Annotated in this window: 17 protein-coding genes; 2 read left to right on the top strand and 15 right to left on the bottom strand. The window is 58.8% G+C overall.

The features are described 5' to 3' along the window. Position 1: 1 nt before the first annotated feature. From E2K99_RS23205 to E2K99_RS23180, 6 genes are all read right to left on the bottom strand, one after another. Positions 2-364: a RidA family protein gene (locus E2K99_RS23205; RefSeq protein WP_134223718.1), complete on the bottom strand. Its 363-nt coding sequence runs from the start codon at positions 362-364 to the stop codon at positions 2-4. 103 nt (positions 365-467) lie between these two features. Beyond that, positions 468-1,163, bottom strand: coding sequence for a GntR family transcriptional regulator (locus E2K99_RS23200; protein WP_134223717.1), 696 nt, complete (start codon positions 1,161-1,163; stop codon positions 468-470). Positions 1,164-1,174: 11 nt separating this feature from the next. After that, positions 1,175-2,416 (bottom strand): NAD(P)/FAD-dependent oxidoreductase, encoded by a 1,242-nt coding sequence (locus tag E2K99_RS23195; protein ID WP_134223716.1) that lies wholly within the window; start codon positions 2,414-2,416, stop codon positions 1,175-1,177. A gap of 47 nt (positions 2,417-2,463) precedes the next feature. Beyond that, positions 2,464-4,257, bottom strand: a complete 1,794-nt coding sequence (locus E2K99_RS23190; protein WP_134223715.1) for an ABC transporter permease subunit — start codon at positions 4,255-4,257, stop codon at positions 2,464-2,466. Next, on the bottom strand, positions 4,254-5,432 hold the full coding sequence (locus E2K99_RS23185) for an ABC transporter ATP-binding protein (protein ID WP_134223714.1): 1,179 nt from the start codon (positions 5,430-5,432) through the stop codon (positions 4,254-4,256). Before E2K99_RS23185 ends, E2K99_RS23190 begins: the two co-directional genes overlap by 4 nt. Positions 5,433-5,444: 12 nt before the next feature. Next, positions 5,445-6,524 carry an ABC transporter substrate-binding protein gene (locus E2K99_RS23180; protein ID WP_134223713.1) on the bottom strand — a complete coding sequence of 360 codons (1,080 nt, stop codon included), beginning with the start codon at positions 6,522-6,524 and terminating at the stop codon, positions 5,445-5,447. 401 nt (positions 6,525-6,925) lie between these two features. Here E2K99_RS23180 and E2K99_RS23175 point away from each other — a divergent pair, with 401 nt between their 5' ends. Beyond that, positions 6,926-7,387 carry a nuclear transport factor 2 family protein gene (locus E2K99_RS23175; protein ID WP_240733802.1) on the top strand — a complete coding sequence of 154 codons (462 nt, stop codon included), beginning with the start codon at positions 6,926-6,928 and terminating at the stop codon, positions 7,385-7,387. A 62-nt stretch (positions 7,388-7,449) separates the two neighbouring features. Here the strand turns inward: E2K99_RS23175 and E2K99_RS26015 are convergent, their stop codons facing one another. The 6 genes from E2K99_RS26015 to E2K99_RS23140 all read right to left on the bottom strand — a co-directional run bounded on the left by E2K99_RS26015 (position 7,450) and on the right by E2K99_RS23140 (position 12,096). Further along, entirely contained in the window at positions 7,450-7,797 is a 348-nt protein-coding gene (locus tag E2K99_RS26015) for a LysR substrate-binding domain-containing protein (RefSeq protein ID WP_240733801.1), read from the bottom strand. 487 nt (positions 7,798-8,284) lie between these two features. Further along, positions 8,285-9,469: a thiolase family protein gene (locus tag E2K99_RS23165; protein WP_134223711.1), complete on the bottom strand. Its 1,185-nt coding sequence runs from the start codon at positions 9,467-9,469 to the stop codon at positions 8,285-8,287. Then, positions 9,466-10,014, bottom strand: a complete 549-nt coding sequence (locus E2K99_RS23160; RefSeq protein ID WP_134223710.1) for a PaaI family thioesterase — start codon at positions 10,012-10,014, stop codon at positions 9,466-9,468. Before E2K99_RS23160 ends, E2K99_RS23165 begins: the two co-directional genes overlap by 4 nt. Positions 10,015-10,331: 317 nt before the next feature. Beyond that, positions 10,332-11,132 carry an alpha/beta fold hydrolase gene (locus E2K99_RS23150; RefSeq protein WP_205703718.1) on the bottom strand — a complete coding sequence of 267 codons (801 nt, stop codon included), beginning with the start codon at positions 11,130-11,132 and terminating at the stop codon, positions 10,332-10,334. 17 nt (positions 11,133-11,149) lie between these two features. Beyond that, positions 11,150-11,458, bottom strand: coding sequence for a YciI family protein (locus tag E2K99_RS23145; protein WP_166675105.1), 309 nt, complete (start codon positions 11,456-11,458; stop codon positions 11,150-11,152). Beyond that, entirely contained in the window at positions 11,455-12,096 is a 642-nt protein-coding gene (locus E2K99_RS23140; protein WP_134223708.1) for an FMN-dependent NADH-azoreductase, read from the bottom strand. Before E2K99_RS23140 ends, E2K99_RS23145 begins: the two co-directional genes overlap by 4 nt. A 152-nt stretch (positions 12,097-12,248) precedes the next feature. On the opposite strand from E2K99_RS23140, the gene E2K99_RS23135 reads away from it, so the two are divergent. Next, positions 12,249-13,214 (top strand): LysR substrate-binding domain-containing protein, encoded by a 966-nt coding sequence (locus E2K99_RS23135; RefSeq protein WP_134223707.1) that lies wholly within the window; start codon positions 12,249-12,251, stop codon positions 13,212-13,214. On the opposite strand, the gene E2K99_RS23130 is transcribed toward E2K99_RS23135, so the two are convergent. The 3 genes from E2K99_RS23130 to hppD all read right to left on the bottom strand — a co-directional run bounded on the left by E2K99_RS23130 (position 13,211) and on the right by hppD (position 17,368). After that, positions 13,211-14,806 (bottom strand): carboxylesterase/lipase family protein, encoded by a 1,596-nt coding sequence (locus tag E2K99_RS23130; protein WP_166675104.1) that lies wholly within the window; start codon positions 14,804-14,806, stop codon positions 13,211-13,213. The two genes, E2K99_RS23135 and E2K99_RS23130, sit on opposite strands and share 4 nt — an antisense overlap. A gap of 78 nt (positions 14,807-14,884) precedes the next feature. After that, complete coding sequence (locus E2K99_RS23125; protein WP_134223705.1) at positions 14,885-16,195, bottom strand: MFS transporter; 1,311 nt, start codon at positions 16,193-16,195, stop codon at positions 14,885-14,887. An 87-nt stretch (positions 16,196-16,282) separates the two neighbouring features. Further along, positions 16,283-17,368 carry a 4-hydroxyphenylpyruvate dioxygenase gene (gene hppD / locus E2K99_RS23120; protein ID WP_134223704.1) on the bottom strand — a complete coding sequence of 362 codons (1,086 nt, stop codon included), beginning with the start codon at positions 17,366-17,368 and terminating at the stop codon, positions 16,283-16,285. Positions 17,369-17,391 lie beyond the last annotated feature (23 nt).

The following is a 17,391-nucleotide window of genomic DNA, read 5'->3' as shown; positions in this document are numbered from 1 at the left end:
ATTACTTCAGTGCGGCGGTAACCACGATCTCCAAGGCCCATTGGTCGTTATTCATTTTCGCCTCCAGCGTGGCGCGGGCAGGGCAGTGGTCCTTGGGAATCCATTCTTCCCAGGCTTCGTTCATGCCGGCATTCTGGGTGATGTCTTTCATGAAGATCTGTACTGACAGAAGACGGCTCTTGTCGCTGCCTGCCTTGGCCAGCGCGCGGTCGATCTGCTCCAGGACGTCAGTGGTTTGTTCCTTCACACTCTGGCCCAGGCTATTGCGCGGCACCTGGCCGGCCAGGTAGACAACATTGTTGAAGATGACGGCATCAGCGAGTCGGTTATTGACGTCGATGCGGGTGATATCGGGGTTACTCATGGCTTTCCTTTTTGGTTGGGTTGATAGTGTGTGCGGCTTTCGCCGGCGTGCGTTCTTCCATCGCCGGCATCGTCGCGATGGGCGATCCAAATCCAGGCAGGCCCTAGGTAGATATGATGGGAACCCTTTTCTTCATGATCGATTCCATGACTGATTTTCGGCTTCGTCTGATGCCCTCCAGCGTCTCCTGATACGCCCCCTCTGCGTCGCCCTCCAACAGCATGGCGATCATCGAATCGTGGCCAGTGCGCCAGGACTTGGAGCGGTTGGCCGAATTGACGCTGAAGTACAGGATACGCAACGACTTCTCATGCAACTGTGCCAGCATGGTCGAGAGAATGCTGTTGCCGCAGGCCTGGCCGATACCAATATGGAAAGCAGCGTTGGCCAACAGGAACTTGCGTTTGCCCTCGACGTCATCCAGATCGTATTCCACGGTGCAGGCATGATTGAGTGCCGTGAGGTATGACTTCGACACATGGCCAGCCGCCAAGCGGGCGGTCTGTGGCTCGATCAGTTCACGCGCATCGAACACTTCATCGATGTCCTTGTACGACAGCGGCATCACGACATGGCCCTTGCGGGGGACACTTTGCAACCATCCCGCTTCCTTCAGTCGCATCAACGCACTGCGCACGGGCGCTTTGGTGACGGCGTACTCGGTGGCCAGGGAGTTTTCCGAAATGTCTGACCCAGGGGCCAGCTCGCAGGTGATGACTCGTCGCTTGATATCGTCGAAGAGCTGTTCCTGCAGCGATTTCTGCTCTTCGGCTTCGCTGTCTTTTGTGAGCGTTTTCATAGTGGGCCTTCTCAAAACCGTTCAATGGAAAATGGTCGCCATTCGTCAGCCGTGGCTTGTTCCAGGCAAAGATCTCGGATCAGGCGCCCGGTGAAGGACGCCGATGTCAGGCCAACATGGCCGTGTCCGAACGCACAGATGACGTGGGGATGTCCGGGTAGCGGACCGATGACGGGCAGCGAATCAGGCGTACAGGGACGATGCCCCATCCAACGGCTTTCTTCCTGGACCTGAACCTTCGGATACATCTCCATCACGAAGGCTTTGAGCAACTCGAAGCGCCGTGCATTGGGCGCCGCCTGCAGTCCTGCGATCTCGGCGGTTCCTGCTACTCTCAATCCGGCGTCCATGGGAGTGGCCAGCGTCTTCTTTTCTGCCCACATCACGTTCCTGCGTGGCGCCACACCCGGCACCGGAATCTCGATGTGATAGCCGCGCTGGCTCTCCAGCGGTACTTTGCGACGAAATTCCGATAATAAGGTATTTGCATGCATACCTGCAGCAATCACCACTCGCCGGGCAGCCAGCTTGTCCTGGCCCGTATGCACGATGATGCCGGACCCGCTTACCCCGGTATCCTCGATTCGCTGTACCTCTCCAGAGACAAAGCGCGCACCAGCCTTGGTGCTGGCCTCGACCAGCAGGCGCACCAGCCCCTGGGGATGCGCGCAATGGCCATGCCGGGGGAAGAAGATGCCGGCCTTGAAGCGGGGCGAGAGATCAGGTTCCATTTCCCGTAACTGTTGCGAATTCAGGATTTCCTGCTCCACGCCAAACTCACGTCGAAGCCGGATGGCGGATTGCTCCTCTGCAAAACTCTCTTCCGTGTGATAGACATAGAGCTGACCGGTGCGATGGATCAGGTGCTCCGCTTTGGCAAAGGAAAACAGCGGTGCGTAATCCTCGAAGGCACCCCGCATCATCTTGCGCATGCCTTCTGCCGCAACATTGGATTGTCTGCTGCGCCCCTCGAGGAGAAAACGCAGCAGCCAGGGCGCAGCAAAGGGCATCCGGCGCCAGGAAATGGCAAGCGGGCTATCGGCATTGAACAGCCAGCCCGGAATATGGCTATACATGCCTGGCGTTGCCAGCGGCAGGCTGATACCGGGACTGAGCCCGCCGGCGTTGCCGAAGGAGCAGCTTTCTCCAGGACCGACCCGATCGATCAACGTTACTCTTTGCCCGGCAATGGTCAGACTTGCCGCGCAGGTGGCGCCAATGATCCCGGCCCCGATGACGATGACATCATCCATTTTTCGTTCTCTTTGTCCAATAACAGGTTTAGTCGGATGCTCTGCCGTCAGGCTGTTTGCACCACCCGCATGCGGCTGATTCGCGCGCGAATGAGCCAGCTCGCAATCATGAGCAGGAGCACGGCGCCAAACAGCAAAACCGAGACCGCCGCTAGCGAGGGACTGACCTTGAGCAGGGCGTCGTCCCACATCTGCTTGGGCAAGGTGGTGAACAGGCCACCGCTGACGAACAGCGACAGCGTTAGGTCGTCGAACGAGGTAACGAAGGAGAAGATGAACGCTGACAGGATGCCCGGCATGATGATCGGCAAGGTCACCATGCGCAGTCGGGTCCACAGCGTGGCCCCCAGGATGCTGGCGGCTGCGTCCAGGCGGCGGTCATAAGACTTTAGCGTGGCGGTGACAGTGATGACGACATAAGGAAGCCCAAGGGCAGCATGACCGACGGCAAGGGCTATCGAAGAACCGACCAGGCCGAGCCTGGACAGCACATAGAACAGTCCCAGTGCTACAACGATCCGAGGCAGAATCAGAGGTGCCAGGATCATGCCCAGCAACAATGAGCGCATCGGTACTTTCTGTTGAGCGAAGGCGAATGCGGCGGGGATACCCACGGCCGCAGAGATCAGCGATGCCAGCACGCCGACTCCCAGCGAGCGGGCAAAGGCGCCGGTCCACACCGGTGAGGCAAACAGTCCTTCGTACCAGCGCAGCGTGAAGCCCTGCGGTGGCCAATCGATGAAGGCACTTGTCGTGAAGGATTCCGGAACCAGCAGAACCACCGGCACCGTGACGGCCAGAAGGATCATCAAGGCAAGGCCGCCACTGAGGCTTGCGCCATTCCCGCCGCCGTCGCGCGCCATGCGATGTTGTCCGTGCCCCGGCACCAGCCTGGCGATGCGCGTGGAGACATTGGCGAGCAACCAGAATCCTGCCATCTTGAACTTCCTGATCCGGTGACCCAGTGGCGACTGCCCGCTGTCGCCGCTGCGCATGCCTTCGCCTGCGAGGCTGGACAGACCGACCATGCGGTCGTAGATCCAGTAGATGAGAAGGGTGACCACCAGGGTGACCAGTGACAGGGCGGCCGCCAGCCCCCAATCCATCATTTCCTGTACCTGCTGAATGATCAGCTGCGCCACCATGGTTTGCCGTGGAGAGCCCAGCAGGGCCGGAGTGATGAAGAAGCCCAATCCCGAGACGAACGTGGACAACCAGGCCGCCGTCACACCCGGCGCGCACAGAGGCAGATAGACGACAAAGAACGAAACGCCGGGACGGGCGCCCAGCGTGGCTGCGGCGGGGACCAGACGCCTGTCCATCGCCTGCATGACCGGCAGCATCGTCAGCACTGCCAGCGGCAGCAGCACATGAACCAGTCCCGTTACCACGCTGAAGTTGGTGTAGAGCAGTTCCAGCGGTTCATTGGTCAAGCCCAGGCTCTGCAACACGCTGTTGACCATGCCGGAGCGGCCCAGGATGACGATCCACGTAATGGTCTTGACCAGAAAACTGGTCCAGAACGTCAGCAGTACGCCGACCCACAATAGTTGCTGCCAGCGTCCGTTGGAGCGTGCGATCGCCACCGAGACGGGAAATGCTGCCAGTACCGCTACCGATGCCGCGACCGCTGCCAGCATGACACTGTGCGATAGCACCTGTGCGTAGACCGGCGTATGCGTGAGCCGGTCAAAGGCGCTGAAAGAGAAACCGGCAGGGCCATTGAAGGAGGCGAGCATCAACAGCACAACCGGTACGAAGACCGTAGCCATCAGGAACAGCATGCTGGGTGCCAGCAGCGTGAGCCCTGTCCAGTTTCCTCGGGATTCTGCTGATTTCATTTTTCCCCGCCGAAGATCAAGGTATCCATAGGACTGAACCGAACGACGACGGTGCCATTTTGCTGCGCAGCATGTCTGGACGTCAGACCGACTGAAATCACCTCGGTACCATCGTCCAACGCCACCCTGCTGCGCGAGAAGGCGCCCACCATGGTGTTGACCAGAACGTGGCCCGACAACGCATTGGTGGACGTCGAGCTGGAATCTCCGACCGGTGCCAGTTGCACCGCTTCCGGTCGGAACAGCAGTTGGCATCTTGTCCCAGGCGCAAGTTCGCCGACGATCTTGCCGCAGAGACGACTTTGTCCGTTGATGCGCACTACGCCAATACCATCCTGGTGCGACTCCAGGGTGCCGCTCAGGCAGTTGGACTCGCCCAGAAAGGTGGCAGCGAATATCGAACGCGGTTCGAAATACAGTTCCCTGGGCGGCGACACCTGTTCGATGCGCGCATCGTTCATCAGACAGATACGATCGGACATGGTCATCGCCTCTTCCTGATCGTGGGTCACGTAGAGGACCGTCATGCCCAGTTCCTGCTGCAGCTGGCGGATTTCGAACTGCATATGGCTGCGCAGGGATTTGTCCAGTGCGGCCAGGGGCTCATCCATCAGTACCACCGAAGGACGGTGCACGATGGAGCGTGCCAGCGCAATCCGTTGCTGCTGCCCGCCCGAGAGTTCAGAAGGGAAGCGGTTGATCGCATGCGGTAGCTTGACCTGGTTCAGCACGTCGACCACCGCCGCCTGTATCCGCTCCTTGGAGTAGCCCTTCATCTTGAGCGGAAAGGCAATATTCTCGAACACCGTCATGTGCGGGAACAGGGCATAGCTCTGGAACATCATGCCGATGTCGCGTTGATAGGGCTGCTGGTGGGTGGCCTTCTCGCCGTCAATCCAGATGTCACCAGAGGTGGGGGAAAGCAGACCGGCGATCATCATCAGCAAGGTGGTCTTGCCGGAGCCCGAAGGTCCGAGCAGGGTGACGAATTCGCCTTGAGCGATGTCCAGCGTGCTTTCCTGCAGGGCAAAGGTCGGACCGAAGCGCTTGGATATGCCCGATACCACCAGTTTTGGGGTGCCTTGCATGCTGGGTAGCGGCTTTGGAGGGGTGTCTGTGTGGGAGTTCATGGCGGTGGCAGAGTGCGTCATCGTGCGTGGGAAAGATAGGCTCATCAGGCGCCTCGCTTAAGCCAGCAGCCAGGAATTGAATTTCTCGGTCAGGCCGTCCTTGTTCTGTGCCCAGTAGCGACCATCGATCTTGACGGCCGTGGCCATGTTCTCGGGATACGTCGGCAGCATCTTCGCCTTGACCGGATCGATATGCTTGTAGGCGTCCGGATTGGATGGGCCGTAAGCCAAACTCTTGGTATAGATGGCTTGCCGTTGTGCATCACAGGTGAATTTGATGAACTGGCGGCAGATGTCGGCGTTCGGCGTTCCTTTCAGGATGGCAAAACCTTCGGTGCTCCACAGGCCCTGATTCCAGATGATCTTTACCGGAGCGCCTTCGTCGATTACGGTCTGCGCCCGGGCGTTCCACGTCGGGCACATATCGACTTCACCGGCCTTGAGCAGCTGCGAAGTCTGCGCGCCGCTGCTCCACCAGACCTGGATGTCCTTCTTGATCTTGCTCAGGTTATCGAATGCCTTTTGGGTATTGATGGGATAGAGCGGGTCGCCGTCCTTGAGCGATGCCAGATAGGCTTCTTCCAGCGTATCGGCCGGATTGCGACGCAGCGAGCGGCGCCCGGGGAAGGCCGCGACATTGAAAAAGTCGGCCCACGAGTTGGGCATCGGACGCCCCTTGAACTTGTCGGTGCGCACTGCCAGCACTGTCTGCAGCACTAGCGTGGCGATCAGGTAGGGCGACTTGAACTTTTCCGGGATCTCGGGGGCATCGACCTTGACCTCCTCAAGGTAGAAACCGGACTTCTTATCCATCAGCACATCGGCCGACTGTTGGTTCAGCAGCGCCATGTCCCACGAATAATTTTTTGAATCGACCATGCCCTTGATCAATGAGGTCGGATCGGCTTGTGCCACGACGGGAACGATCTCGATACCAGTAGCGGCCTGAAACGGCTTGTAGAAGGCCTCTCCGAAGCCCTCGGCATAGGGGCCGCCGGGATCGCGCACTACGATGCGCTTGCCGGCGGCGCGCGCTGGCGTCCAGATGGCAGGAAAGGCGAGGGCGACTGCGCCCGCACCTGCAGCTTTCAGAGTCTTACGCCGTGATGCATCGACAATTTTCTTATCCGAATTCATGAAAGGCCTCCCGGTTGGTCAAGTGAATTTGAAACAATAAAAATCTTCTACGGCTCAAATACTGCTGTCCGCGGCACTGAATCGCTCTTGAAACCCGTTGCGAAAATGAGCTGAAACGGCCAGCTTTCTTCCAACATGTTTGTGACATGTCAGGTAAATATATGACATGTCAGAAGGGGAGGCAATATATTTATTCAATTTGTGTCCACGGAAATCTTGGGGGCGGGCTGCGGCGACCGTATTGTCTTGTTCGTGGGACACAGTGGTGCAGTCACAGGGGATACCGCCGCACGCGACGCCGGACTACGCTTTGCATACGGTCATTCGGGACGAAGTGCTAGCCGGTGCCGTACCAGCCGAGTCGGAATGCGGCTGGACTCTTATCCACATTGAAAGGACTCATGATGAAGAAACTCACCATTTCCCTGTTGCTGTCGGCAGCACTTGGCGCAAGTCTGTTGCCGTTGCAATCTGCCTACAGTGCAGCCACCACGGACAATGCGGCACTGGTCACCGAATATCTGCACGCGTTGTTCGTCGACAAAAATCTGGACGAGGTACAGAAATATTGGGGCGCTCAGATGATCCAGCACAATCCCACCTTGCCCGACGGGCACGCGGTACTGCGCCAGATCATCGGCAAGCTGGGGTCGGATTTCAAGTATGAGCAGGGGCTCACGATGAAACAAGGCAATTACGTGATGGTTCACGGCCGTTATACCGGCTGGGGTCCCAAGCCCCTGGTAGGTGTGGATATCTTCCGCATTGATGGCGGCAAGGTGATCGAGCATTGGGACGTGCTTCAGGAAGAAGTTCCCGCCGACAAGTCGCCCAATGGTCATGCCATGTTCCCGGCGGGTTGAGTGTCCCGGAGTGGCCCTTGTCTCTCACGCATCGGCTGCACGCGAGCGGCAGCCGGTGCGACTCAGCTTCTCTTGGTCTGTGCCAGGTCGCGTTCGGCAAGCTCGGTAAGGAAAGGCCCGAGGAAATCGACGAACGCGGCAGCCGCCGGAGTCAGTGAGCGCGTGCCGGGAGGGTATAGCGACATCTCTCGGATCACTTCTGGCTCTTCGATGCGCCGCATGACCAGTCCGAAGGCATGCGCCAGCACGCCCACGTAGGCTGGACACAAGGTTACAGCCAGGTCGGCTGCCGCCAATCCCAGTGCGGTGGAGAGGTACGTCACGGTATGACTGGGCATGAAATGCTGATCGGGCGGCAAGGCGTTGAGCGCCTTGGCTACATGGGTGGCGTAGTCATGACTGGCCACCACGCTGGGATGCTTGGCCAGGGTACCCCAGCCTGACCTGCACTCGTGGCTTGACCTTGCGATAGGCTGCGCTCGCCTGTGGTCTTGTTGTTGACGTGCTGGGCGGTCACATGGCCAGCCCAGTCCCGCAGTACGCGCTCGGCGGCAGGGCGGAAATCCCGGCCCGCGCTGGTATATCCGCGACCACATCTCGATCAGGGAAATCTCCCGCCGGCTGGTGATTATGTAATGGTTCACTCGTACAGCATTGGGACGCGTTAAAGGAAAACGCACCGGCCGAAAAATCATCCAATGGTCACGCCAAGTTCCCGGTGAAATAACTTTTTGAAGATACATCTCGCGCTTACTGAATTGCGCCAGCAGGATTTCGCATCCTGCTGGCGCAATTCAGAATCGCATTACCTATTCTTTTCCGGCCGTATGTCGCCGCTCGCCAGCGGGGCACTCTGCTTCAGCCAATGCGGGATAAAGCAGTTCCTTTAACGCTATTTCAGATGATTTCCAGCGCCAGCGCAATGCCCTGGCCGCCCCCGATACAAAGAGTAACAAGGCCTCGCCTGATTCCATCTCGATGCATGGAATGCAGCAGACGCGTCGTCAACACTGCTCCGGTAGCCCCGATGGCATGTCCGTGCGCAATAGCTCCTCCCTCGACATTGACAATCTCCTCGGGCAAATCCAGTTCGCGTCGGCATACCTGCGCGACAGCGGCGAAGGCTTCATTGATCTCGATGCGCTCGATGTCGGTATGAGCCCAACCTGCACGTTCCAGGGCGAGTCGAACCGCCGGAATCGGCCCGAGGCCAAACATGCCGGGCTCAACTGCTGCGACAGCATGGGAAACCAGCCGGCCCCACGGTTTTAGTCCGTGGCGCTCGGCAAAGCTGCGCTCGCTCACCACCATCGCAGCCGCGCCGCTATTGATACCCGGTGCATTGCCAGCAGTGATCGTGCCGCCTTTCCGGAACGCTGGTTTGAGTCGCGCCAATGATTCGAGGGTTGTGTCTGGCCGATTGGCTTCATCTCTGGCGAAACTTATCGTTCCTTTGCGGCTGGAAATTTCAAGGGGCAGGATCTCTTCATCGAATTTCCCTGCCGCCTGGGCTGCAGAAAATCGCTGCTGCGAACGGGCCGCCCACCTATCCTGCTCTTCCCGGGACAAATTGAAGCGGCTGACCAGATCCTCGGTATGCCACCCGGAATGCTGGCCACTAAGGGCATCAACCAACCCGTCGCGAAGCATACTATCGACCATCGCACTGTCACCCATCCTGCTTCCCCAACGGGCTGCCGGAATCAGGTAAGGGGCCTGGTCCATATTTTCCATTCCGCCAGCGATCACCGCCGTGGCGTGACCGGCCGAAATCTCAAGCGCCGCAGTCGCTATTGCTTGTGCTCCTGATCCACACACCCGGTTGACCGTCCACGCCGGGACCTTCACGTCCAGGCCGCCCATCAGCGCTGCCTGGCGTGCGGGATTCATCTTTGCGCCCGCCTGTATCACCTGCCCCATCACTACACTGGCAATCATCTCAGACGTCAGGCCGGCGCGGCGCAGCGTCTCCCTGATGACGGCGGCGCCCAGGTCGACGGCAGGGGTATCCTTAAGAGTACCGCCAAATGCACCAATCGCGGTACGAACCGGCGCACACAATACGATTTCAGGTTTGCTCATGCTTGTTCCCCGTAACGAATGGAGTGATCGAAAATCAGGCAGGTCGTGGTCGCATGCGCGTAAAGCTTGCCGTCAGGACCGATCAGGCGACCTTCAGCGGTAGCGACCTGGCCACCGCGATGAATCACTTTGCCCTCGGCACGTACGAGCGAAACTCGGTCGGTCAGTGTACGAACCATGTTCACCTTGAGTTCGATTGAGGTATAAGATTGACCCGGTGGCAACGTCGAATGTACGGCGCAAGCAACTGCTGAGTCCAACAGCGTAGCGATCCATCCGCCATGTACCGACCCCATCGGGTTATAGTGCTTGCGTTGCGGCCTCCCTTGAAACACTGCCTCACCGAAGGTCATTTGAATCGGGATGAAATCGAGCGTCTCGCCAATAGGAGGCGGTGGAAGCTCACCAGAAAATGTGCTCTGGAGGATCTCCAGACCAGACTTCTCCTTGGTCAAACGTGGATCAATGATCCCGGCGCTGGCTAGCTTGGCCTTCACCAGTTCTTCTTCGTGGTTCCACCGCGCGAGGTTTTCCTCTGTCTGCATCGATACTCCTTTGGTTAAGGTTTTTAATGTAGAGCTGGGGCACAGCCATCCTCAACAGCAGAGTGCCTGTCCTCTCAAGGGACTCTCCGGGCGAACCCTGAACCATATTGAGTACATTGCTGGAAGGAAGACGAGAGTCAATATCGTCCCCGCAAAAGTACCGCCAATCAAGGTATGGGCCAGCGTTCCCCAGAATACTGAATGGGACAGCGGTATGAGGGCGAAGATCATAAGCCGCCCCTCAGGTGATACCTGAGGGGCGGCTGAACACCCGCATTCTTCATCTCACCGATGCTCAACGTTCTGCCAGGACAGAATCAACGCAACGACTGTGCCGCCTTATCGATGAGATCACTGACCTCGGCGGCGTGAGAAATGAGCGACAAGTGGCTGGACCGAAGCGACTGCACCTGAGCGCCCATTGAGGAAGCAAGCTTGCGTTGTACCGGCGTAGGCAGCGCATGATCATCTTCGGTGACCAGATACCAGCTCGGTTTGTCGTGCCAAGCTGCACGGCCGATGTTTTCCGTGAAGGCAGCAGCGGCAATCGGTTGCTGAACGGCTGTGAGACGAGCGACCTCGTCCGTGCCGAGATCGTTGGCCATCACTTGCCCGAAGGCGCGTGGATCATCCAGCCAGATGAGGCCGTTGGCGTCCGGAGCGAGTCCTTCCATCGGCGCTTTAAGCCGCTGTAAAAGTTGAGCCACGCTTTCGCCAGAATCGGGGGCAAGCGCCGAAAGAAACACCAGCCCCTTCACGCGAGGATCATTGCCAGCCTCGGAGATCACCGCGCCTCCCCACGAATGACCAACTAATAAAACCGGATGCGGCTGGCGTGCGACGACACTCAGGGTGGCATTGACATCAGCTGTCAGCGAACTCAGCGGATTCTGGACTGCGGTGACGCGGTAGCCTTTCTGCTGAAGCAGGGTGATTACTCGCGACCAGCTGGAGCCATCGGCGAAGGCTCCATGCACCAGTACGATGTCCACTGCCCGGGCTGCAGTAACGGGCGGTGTCTGCGCCAGCGCTGGTCTGACGCACCAAGCGAGCGCACCCATCGCCATTGTCATGACGAGGCGCTTGCTCATCGTCTTCCATTGCTTGTGTTTCAGCATCACGGGCGCTCCGCAGGTTAGAGGAATTTGGCTTGAGTTGCCCAGTGCTGCGGAAACTCTAGCGAAGCCAGCGCCGGGGAGCAAGCATGCGCATGATATTCGGCCACCCCACTGCTGATGAACGAGTCGTGCGCCATCATCTGTTCGAGTTCCTGACGATCAGCGCAGTTGGCCAATACTAGGCCTCCTGATTTATCGTCCAAGGGGCCGGCAAGGATAATTCGTGCCTGTTTAATGTTGGCAACCAGCCATGCCTTATGGCTTTCGAGATGTTGATTCACTTCCTCGAGAGGACGGAGATAGTTCAAGATGACGGAGAAAATCACGATTGGACTCCTTGTTCAGCAAACAGATTTGCCACAATGGTAGGTACATTGTCCAGAGCCTGTCGCATTGACGTACTGCGCAGCTCTGCGCCCTTCGTCAGCAACTCAGCGCGCACGAAGTGTACGCGTTTGATTCCGAGAAATCCGAAGAAGGCCTTAAGATAAGATTCTTGGTGATCCATAACGCCAGCGGGGCCGGTGGAATACATGCCACCACGGGTTGATGCGACGACGACGACCTTGTCTCCCGCCAGACCAACCGGGCCGTTCTCTGTGTATCGGAACGTACGCCCCGGCTGGGCCACGCGATCCAACCACGCCTTCAGTTGGCTGGCGACCGAGAAGTTGTACATAGGCGCTCCCACCACGACGACATCACTAGCCAGCAGTTCGCTCACCAAAATTTCAGAGAGCGCATGCTCGGCGCGTGTCGTGTCATCTGCAGCCTCCGCTCCAGGGTTGCGAAAGCCGCTGGCAATCGGCCCATCCAGATGAGCGATGGGGGACTTTACGAGATCGCGAAACGTTACTTGGGCGTCAGGATTGCGCGTGCGCAACTCTTCGACCACCGCTGCGCTCAGCACGCGGGAGGCGGAGGCGTCGGCGAGGATGCTGGAATCAAGATGCAGGATTTTCATGGCCACTTCCTTTAAAGAATAAGAATGGAAAACAAGATCAACGGTACTTCGCCGTGCACGTACACACTAGTCATCGAAAATGCACCAGATTGTTCCATGTGCGGGACAATGCAATCTATATAATCAGGTTTTTCCCTTTCGTGATGCGGGTTATGGAAGACCTCAACGATCTGGCCCTTTTTGCCGCCGTAGTAATCCACGGTAGCTTTTCCGCTGCAGCGCGGGCGCTCAACACACCCAAGTCTCGAATCAGCCGCCGTGTAGCAGAACTGGAACAGCGGCTTGGAGTGAGACTATTGCAACGCTCGACCCGAGTGGTGCGAGTGACAGAGGTGGGCTCCATATTCTTCACTCATTGCGAGGCCATGACCAACGCAGCGCGAGCTGCGGTGGAGGTCACTGAGCATGCGAGCGCTCGCCCGGCCGGTCGGCTGAGAGTGAGTTCACCTATGGGTGTCTCCCACATCTTTCTTGCACCTTTATTGGCCCGTTTTCTCACCACTCACCCAGATGTGCGTCTCGAATTGGAACTGAGCAACCGGCGGGTAGACGTGATTGGCGAAGGTTTCGACGTTGCCCTGCGTGTACGAAGCACGCTCGAAGACTCTAATCTCGTCGTACGAACCTTTGGGGTCAGTCATCAGATCTTGGTCGCCAGCCCTAACTTTATTTCTTCACATGGCCCTTTCCCAACAATCGAATCGCTCCAAGGACAGCGCGGGCTGGGACCCGGCGGCATGCCGGGTGAACCCACGCGCTGGCGCCTGCTCGGACCTGAAAATGCCACGACCGAAGTCAACTATGCATCGGCCTTGGTGACGGACGACGTACATCTGATGATGGCTGCGGCGATCGGCGGCGCTGGCTTGGCTGTACTACCATTCAATGTCGCCCACCAAGCCATTGTGCGAGGTGAATTACAGATCATCCAACCGCGATACCGGGCCCCCACTCACCAGCTACATGCAGTCTTCCCCTCTCGGCGTGGGCTCGTCCCAGCTGTGCGCGCGTTCATCGAGTTTCTGGCCGTCGAACTATCGCAAACCATGCAGTATGAAAACCAAAGTCTTCTGGAGCTGCTGAGCCGAACCAGCGAGGGCGGCGAATTCTCGATCTAAAGCACTCCCTCCCATAGATGCCTCTGATCGCCGGCCGGGTCGTTCTGGATGCGCTCTTCGCCCGCCGCTAGAATCATGGTTGGACGTTGGTTCAATTGGAACCGAGGCCAGATAGGCAATGCTGGATGAACCGGTTTTCCCTCGCGCATGAAGGCGATCCAGCTCTCATGCACGACTCTGGCGAACCTGGTCAATTCGGGTGTCTCGCGGTACAGCATTGACAGGAAGGGTTCATGGAAATTCATCCAGACCATCGGCAGCTCTGAGGCATGGACTGCGAATCCTTCAAAAGGCGCCTCGGCCGATGCCTGGTCGTAACGATACATATAGCTTTCACCACCGCTACGGGCATGCGCTTCAGCCAACCGTACCATAGGAATCCAGTATTCCTCGGCCGTCAAGAGCTGAACACGGTGCAGGAACGGATGCTGCTGCGGGAAAGCAACTCGGTAGCGTTGGCTCATGGCCTCGATGGAAGCCTCGTCGAGCTGCGCCATCTCGTGCGCTGCGATGGGGGCGGTATCCGGGTCTCCACGGCGATAGGCCTCCAGCAATTCCGGACGGAAGAAGATCAGCGCTTCATCATGGTTGCTACCGATCAGCAAACGCAGGTGGCGTGCTTCGCCCAGTGCCAGACTCTGTTGTGGCGAGCGTGGAACATAGCTGCCATCGATTACCGTTCGGAACGCGAAATTGCGTGTGTAGGCGTTGGTAGTGGCAATCTGAGCCTTGATCAACTGATCGGCCGGCAAAGCGAGAAGTTGGCGGCGTAACTCCTCTGCGCTTGCATGCGGCTGTATCTGCTGCGCAAACAACTGCGCCACCTTGTGCGCCTCCGACAGTGCATGCGTGGTGAGCGCGCCTCCGCTCTCGATGATGGCCTGCTGGAACAGGCCGCGGGCAGCGGGCAAGGTCAGTAGTGTCGAGACGTTCTTGCCGCCGGCAGATTCCCCGCCCAGGGTGATGCGCTGTGGGTCGCCACCGAAAGCAGCGATATTTTTCTGCACCCATTGCAATGCCAGTACCTGGTCGCGCAAGGCATTGTTGCCGCAGCCGCGATAGTCTTCGCCGAGCAACTCACCCAGCTCAAGGAAACCCAATGCACCGACACGGTAGCCGATGGTCACGCAGACTACACCGTCCTTGGCGAATTGCGTTCCATCGTAGATCGGCTGGCTGGTAGCGCCGTAAATATTGCTGCCGCCGTAGATCCAGACGAACACCGGATGCGGTCCCGGTGTATCGGGTGCCCATATGTTGAGATACAGACAGTCCTCGGACTGCCGGGCGTCGCCCAGGAAGTTGAGTCCAGTCCCGGCCTGGATCCGTTCGGGCTGCATCGGTGCCGGTCCGAACGCAAACGCATTGTGGGTCTGCTGGAATCCAGGATGGGGCTGCGGGGGGCGAAAACGCAAGGGACCGACAGGCGGCAGCGCATAGGGAATCCCCTTGAACACCCGTACCGTTCCGTCAACTGCCCCCCGCACTGCACCAGCGGGAGCCTCCACTGTCACGGCGCGTCGCGTCTGTGCCAGTTCTTGCGCCTTGCCGGCGCGGGCCGTCAGCAGCGCACAGGCTCCCCATGCGGTCAAGCCGGCTCCCTGTGTCATGAATCGTCGGCGTCCTGCCTGCATGTCTGTCCTCTTGATGGTTCGTTGATGAAGTGTGGGCTACTTGTTGACCAGTCGCGCAGGGACGGCCGCGATCACTATCACGGCGCCTGCCGTCAGTACCCCTGAGAGCACATACAAGCCGATACTTGTGCTATGAGTCTGATCCTTGATCCAGCCGATCAGGAATGGGCTGACGAAGCCGGCCAGGTTGGCCACTGAATTGATCAGTGCGATGCCGGCAGCAGCGGCGGCACCGCCCAGGAAGGCCGTCGGCAGGCTCCAGAACAGCGGTGCCAGCGACATGATGCCGGCCGAAGCGAAGGATAGCGCGGCGATGGCCAGCATCGCCTCGCTACCGAAGAGCGCACTCAGGCCCAAGCCGACGGCACCTACCACCATCGCCACAGCCAGGTGCCAGCGACGTTCAAGGCGACGGTCGGCACTGCGGGCGAACAGTACCATCGAGACCGCACCGATCGCAAACGGAATGGCCGACAGCAGTCCCACGGATAGCAGATTTTTGACGCCGGCCCCCTGGATCAGTGAAGGCAACCAGAAGCTGATGCCGTAATTGCCCATGGCGCAGGCAAAGTAGATAGCGCACATGATCCAGACCTTGCCGTTGGCAAAGGTGGCTCGAATCGACTGATTGAGCTTGCCCGCGGCGTCGTTCTGGATATTGTCCTGCAAAAGGGCTTTTTGCTTGTCATCGAGCCAACGTGCGGACTGGATGCTGTCATCAAGATAGAACAGCACCATCACTCCGACCAGAAAGGACGGTATCGCTTCCAGTACGAACAGCCACTGCCACCCTGCCCAGCCAGCGTGACCGCCGAAGCTGCTCAGGATCCAGCCCGACAGCGGGCCTCCCACCACGCCCGAGATGGGGATGGCGGTCATGAACAGCGCCGTGATCTTGCCGCGCCGATGGGCCGGATACCAGTAGGTCAGGTAGAGGATGATGCCGGGGAAGAAACCCGCCTCGGCCACACCCAGCAGGAAACGTACGACGTAGAAAGCGGTCGGTGTAGTCACGAACGCGGTGAGGCCGGAGAGAAGTGCCCAGCTGATCATGATGCGGGCGATCCAGCGGCGTGCGCCATAGCGGTACAGCAGCAGGTTGCTGGGTACTTCGAAGAGAAAGTAGCCAACAAAGAACAGTCCTGCCCCCAGACCGTAGATGCTGTCGCTCCACTGCAGACTGTTGAGCATCTGCAGCTTGGCGAAGCCCACGTTGACGCGGTCCAGATAGGCCACCACGTAGCACAGGAAAAGGAAAGGAATGATGCGCCAGGTCACCCTGGCATAGGTACGGTTTTCGAAGTCTTCAGCGGCAGTAGCGGCCAGTCCGGATGCGATGGTGTTCACGCGGGTCTCCTGTTAACTAACGCGCCGCACCGTTGATCCCGGATGGCGCGTCCTCTCTGTTATAAATTATTTATATTGTTGTTGGTATCACGATTCGGTGGTCAATACGCCACGCTGGATCTGGTCGCGTTCCAGCGATTCGAACAGTGCCTTGAAATTGCCTTCGCCGAAGCCCTCGCGGTAATTGCCCTTGCGCTCGATGAACTCGAAGAACACCGGTCCCAGCAGCGGCTCCGAAAAGATCTGCAGCAGCAGGCGTGGTTGGCCGCCTTCGGTAGTGCCATCGAGCAGGATGCCACGCGCCTGCAACGCATCGACCGGCTGGCCGTGGCCAGGCAGGCGCTTTTCCAGGTTGTCGTAGTAGAGCCCGTTGGGTGAGGTCAGGAGCGGAACGCCGGCCAACTGCAACTGGTCGATGGAATCCAGCAGGTTGTCGGTCAGCAGGGCGATGTGCTGGATGCCTTCGCCGTTGAACTGCATCAGGAATTCCTCGATCTGGCCACCGCCCTGGCGGGCTTCTTCATTGAGCGGGATGCGGATGAGTCCATCCGGTGCGGTCATGGCCTTGGAGGTCAGGCCGGTGTATTCGCCCTGGATGTCGAAGTAGCGGATCTCCTGGAAATTGAACAGCTTGCCGTAGAAGTCCGCCCAGTAGGCCATGCGGCCGCGATAGACATTGTGGGTAAGGTGATCCACCACGGAGAAACCATGCCCGCGCGGATGCCGCTCCACCCCTGGCAGGAACTCGAAGTCAACATCATAGATGGACTTGCCATCCTCGAAGCGATCAATCAGGTACAGCGGCGCGCCGCCGATACCGCGAATGGCGGGCAAGCGCAGTTCCATCGGTCCGGTGGGGATATCCATTGGCTGCGCGCCCAGTTCCAATGCACGGCGATAGGCATGATGCGAATCGCGTACGCGGAAGGCCAGCCCGCAGGCCGAAGGACCGTGTTCGGCGGCGAAATAGCCGGCCTGGCTGCCGCTCTCGCGATTGATGATGAAGTTGATGCCGCCCTGGCGATACAGCGAGACATCCTTGGAACGATGGCGTGCCACTTCCGTGAACCCCAGCTTTTCGAACAGGGGTTCCAGCACACCGGGGCGGGGCGAGGCGAATTCCACAAACTCGAATCCGCACAGGCCCATGGGGTTATCGAAGAGGTCAGACATGCTTGGGTTCTCCCATCAGAGGT

The sequence above is a fragment of the Herbaspirillum huttiense genome (genome assembly GCF_004367745.1).
GTDB lineage: Bacteria > Pseudomonadota > Gammaproteobacteria > Burkholderiales > Burkholderiaceae_D > Herbaspirillum > Herbaspirillum huttiense.
The sequence above is the reverse complement of the archived record's forward strand: the minus strand, read 5'-3'. Positions and strand labels throughout refer to the sequence as shown.

What these genes read in the sequence shown, in the direction of transcription:
- E2K99_RS23205 (WP_134223718.1), bottom strand. Translation starts at nt 364, where the DNA reads ATGAGTAACCCCGATATCACCCGCATCGACGTCAATAACCGACTCGCT.
- E2K99_RS23200 (WP_134223717.1), bottom strand. Translation starts at nt 1,163, where the DNA reads ATGAAAACGCTCACAAAAGACAGCGAAGCCGAAGAGCAGAAATCGCTG.
- E2K99_RS23195 (WP_134223716.1), bottom strand. Translation starts at nt 2,416, where the DNA reads ATGGATGATGTCATCGTCATCGGGGCCGGGATCATTGGCGCCACCTGC.
- E2K99_RS23190 (WP_134223715.1), bottom strand. Translation starts at nt 4,257, where the DNA reads ATGAAATCAGCAGAATCCCGAGGAAACTGGACAGGGCTCACGCTGCTG.
- E2K99_RS23185 (WP_134223714.1), bottom strand. Translation starts at nt 5,432, where the DNA reads ATGAGCCTATCTTTCCCACGCACGATGACGCACTCTGCCACCGCCATG.
- E2K99_RS23180 (WP_134223713.1), bottom strand. Translation starts at nt 6,524, where the DNA reads ATGAATTCGGATAAGAAAATTGTCGATGCATCACGGCGTAAGACTCTG.
- E2K99_RS23175 (WP_240733802.1), top strand. Translation starts at nt 6,926, where the DNA reads ATGATGAAGAAACTCACCATTTCCCTGTTGCTGTCGGCAGCACTTGGC.
- E2K99_RS23165 (WP_134223711.1), bottom strand. Translation starts at nt 9,469, where the DNA reads ATGAGCAAACCTGAAATCGTATTGTGTGCGCCGGTTCGTACCGCGATT.
- E2K99_RS23160 (WP_134223710.1), bottom strand. Translation starts at nt 10,014, where the DNA reads ATGCAGACAGAGGAAAACCTCGCGCGGTGGAACCACGAAGAAGAACTG.
- E2K99_RS23150 (WP_205703718.1), bottom strand. Translation starts at nt 11,132, where the DNA reads ATGCTGAAACACAAGCAATGGAAGACGATGAGCAAGCGCCTCGTCATG.
- E2K99_RS23140 (WP_134223708.1), bottom strand. Translation starts at nt 12,096, where the DNA reads ATGAAAATCCTGCATCTTGATTCCAGCATCCTCGCCGACGCCTCCGCC.
- E2K99_RS23135 (WP_134223707.1), top strand. Translation starts at nt 12,249, where the DNA reads ATGGAAGACCTCAACGATCTGGCCCTTTTTGCCGCCGTAGTAATCCAC.
- hppD (WP_134223704.1), bottom strand. Translation starts at nt 17,368, where the DNA reads ATGTCTGACCTCTTCGATAACCCCATGGGCCTGTGCGGATTCGAGTTT.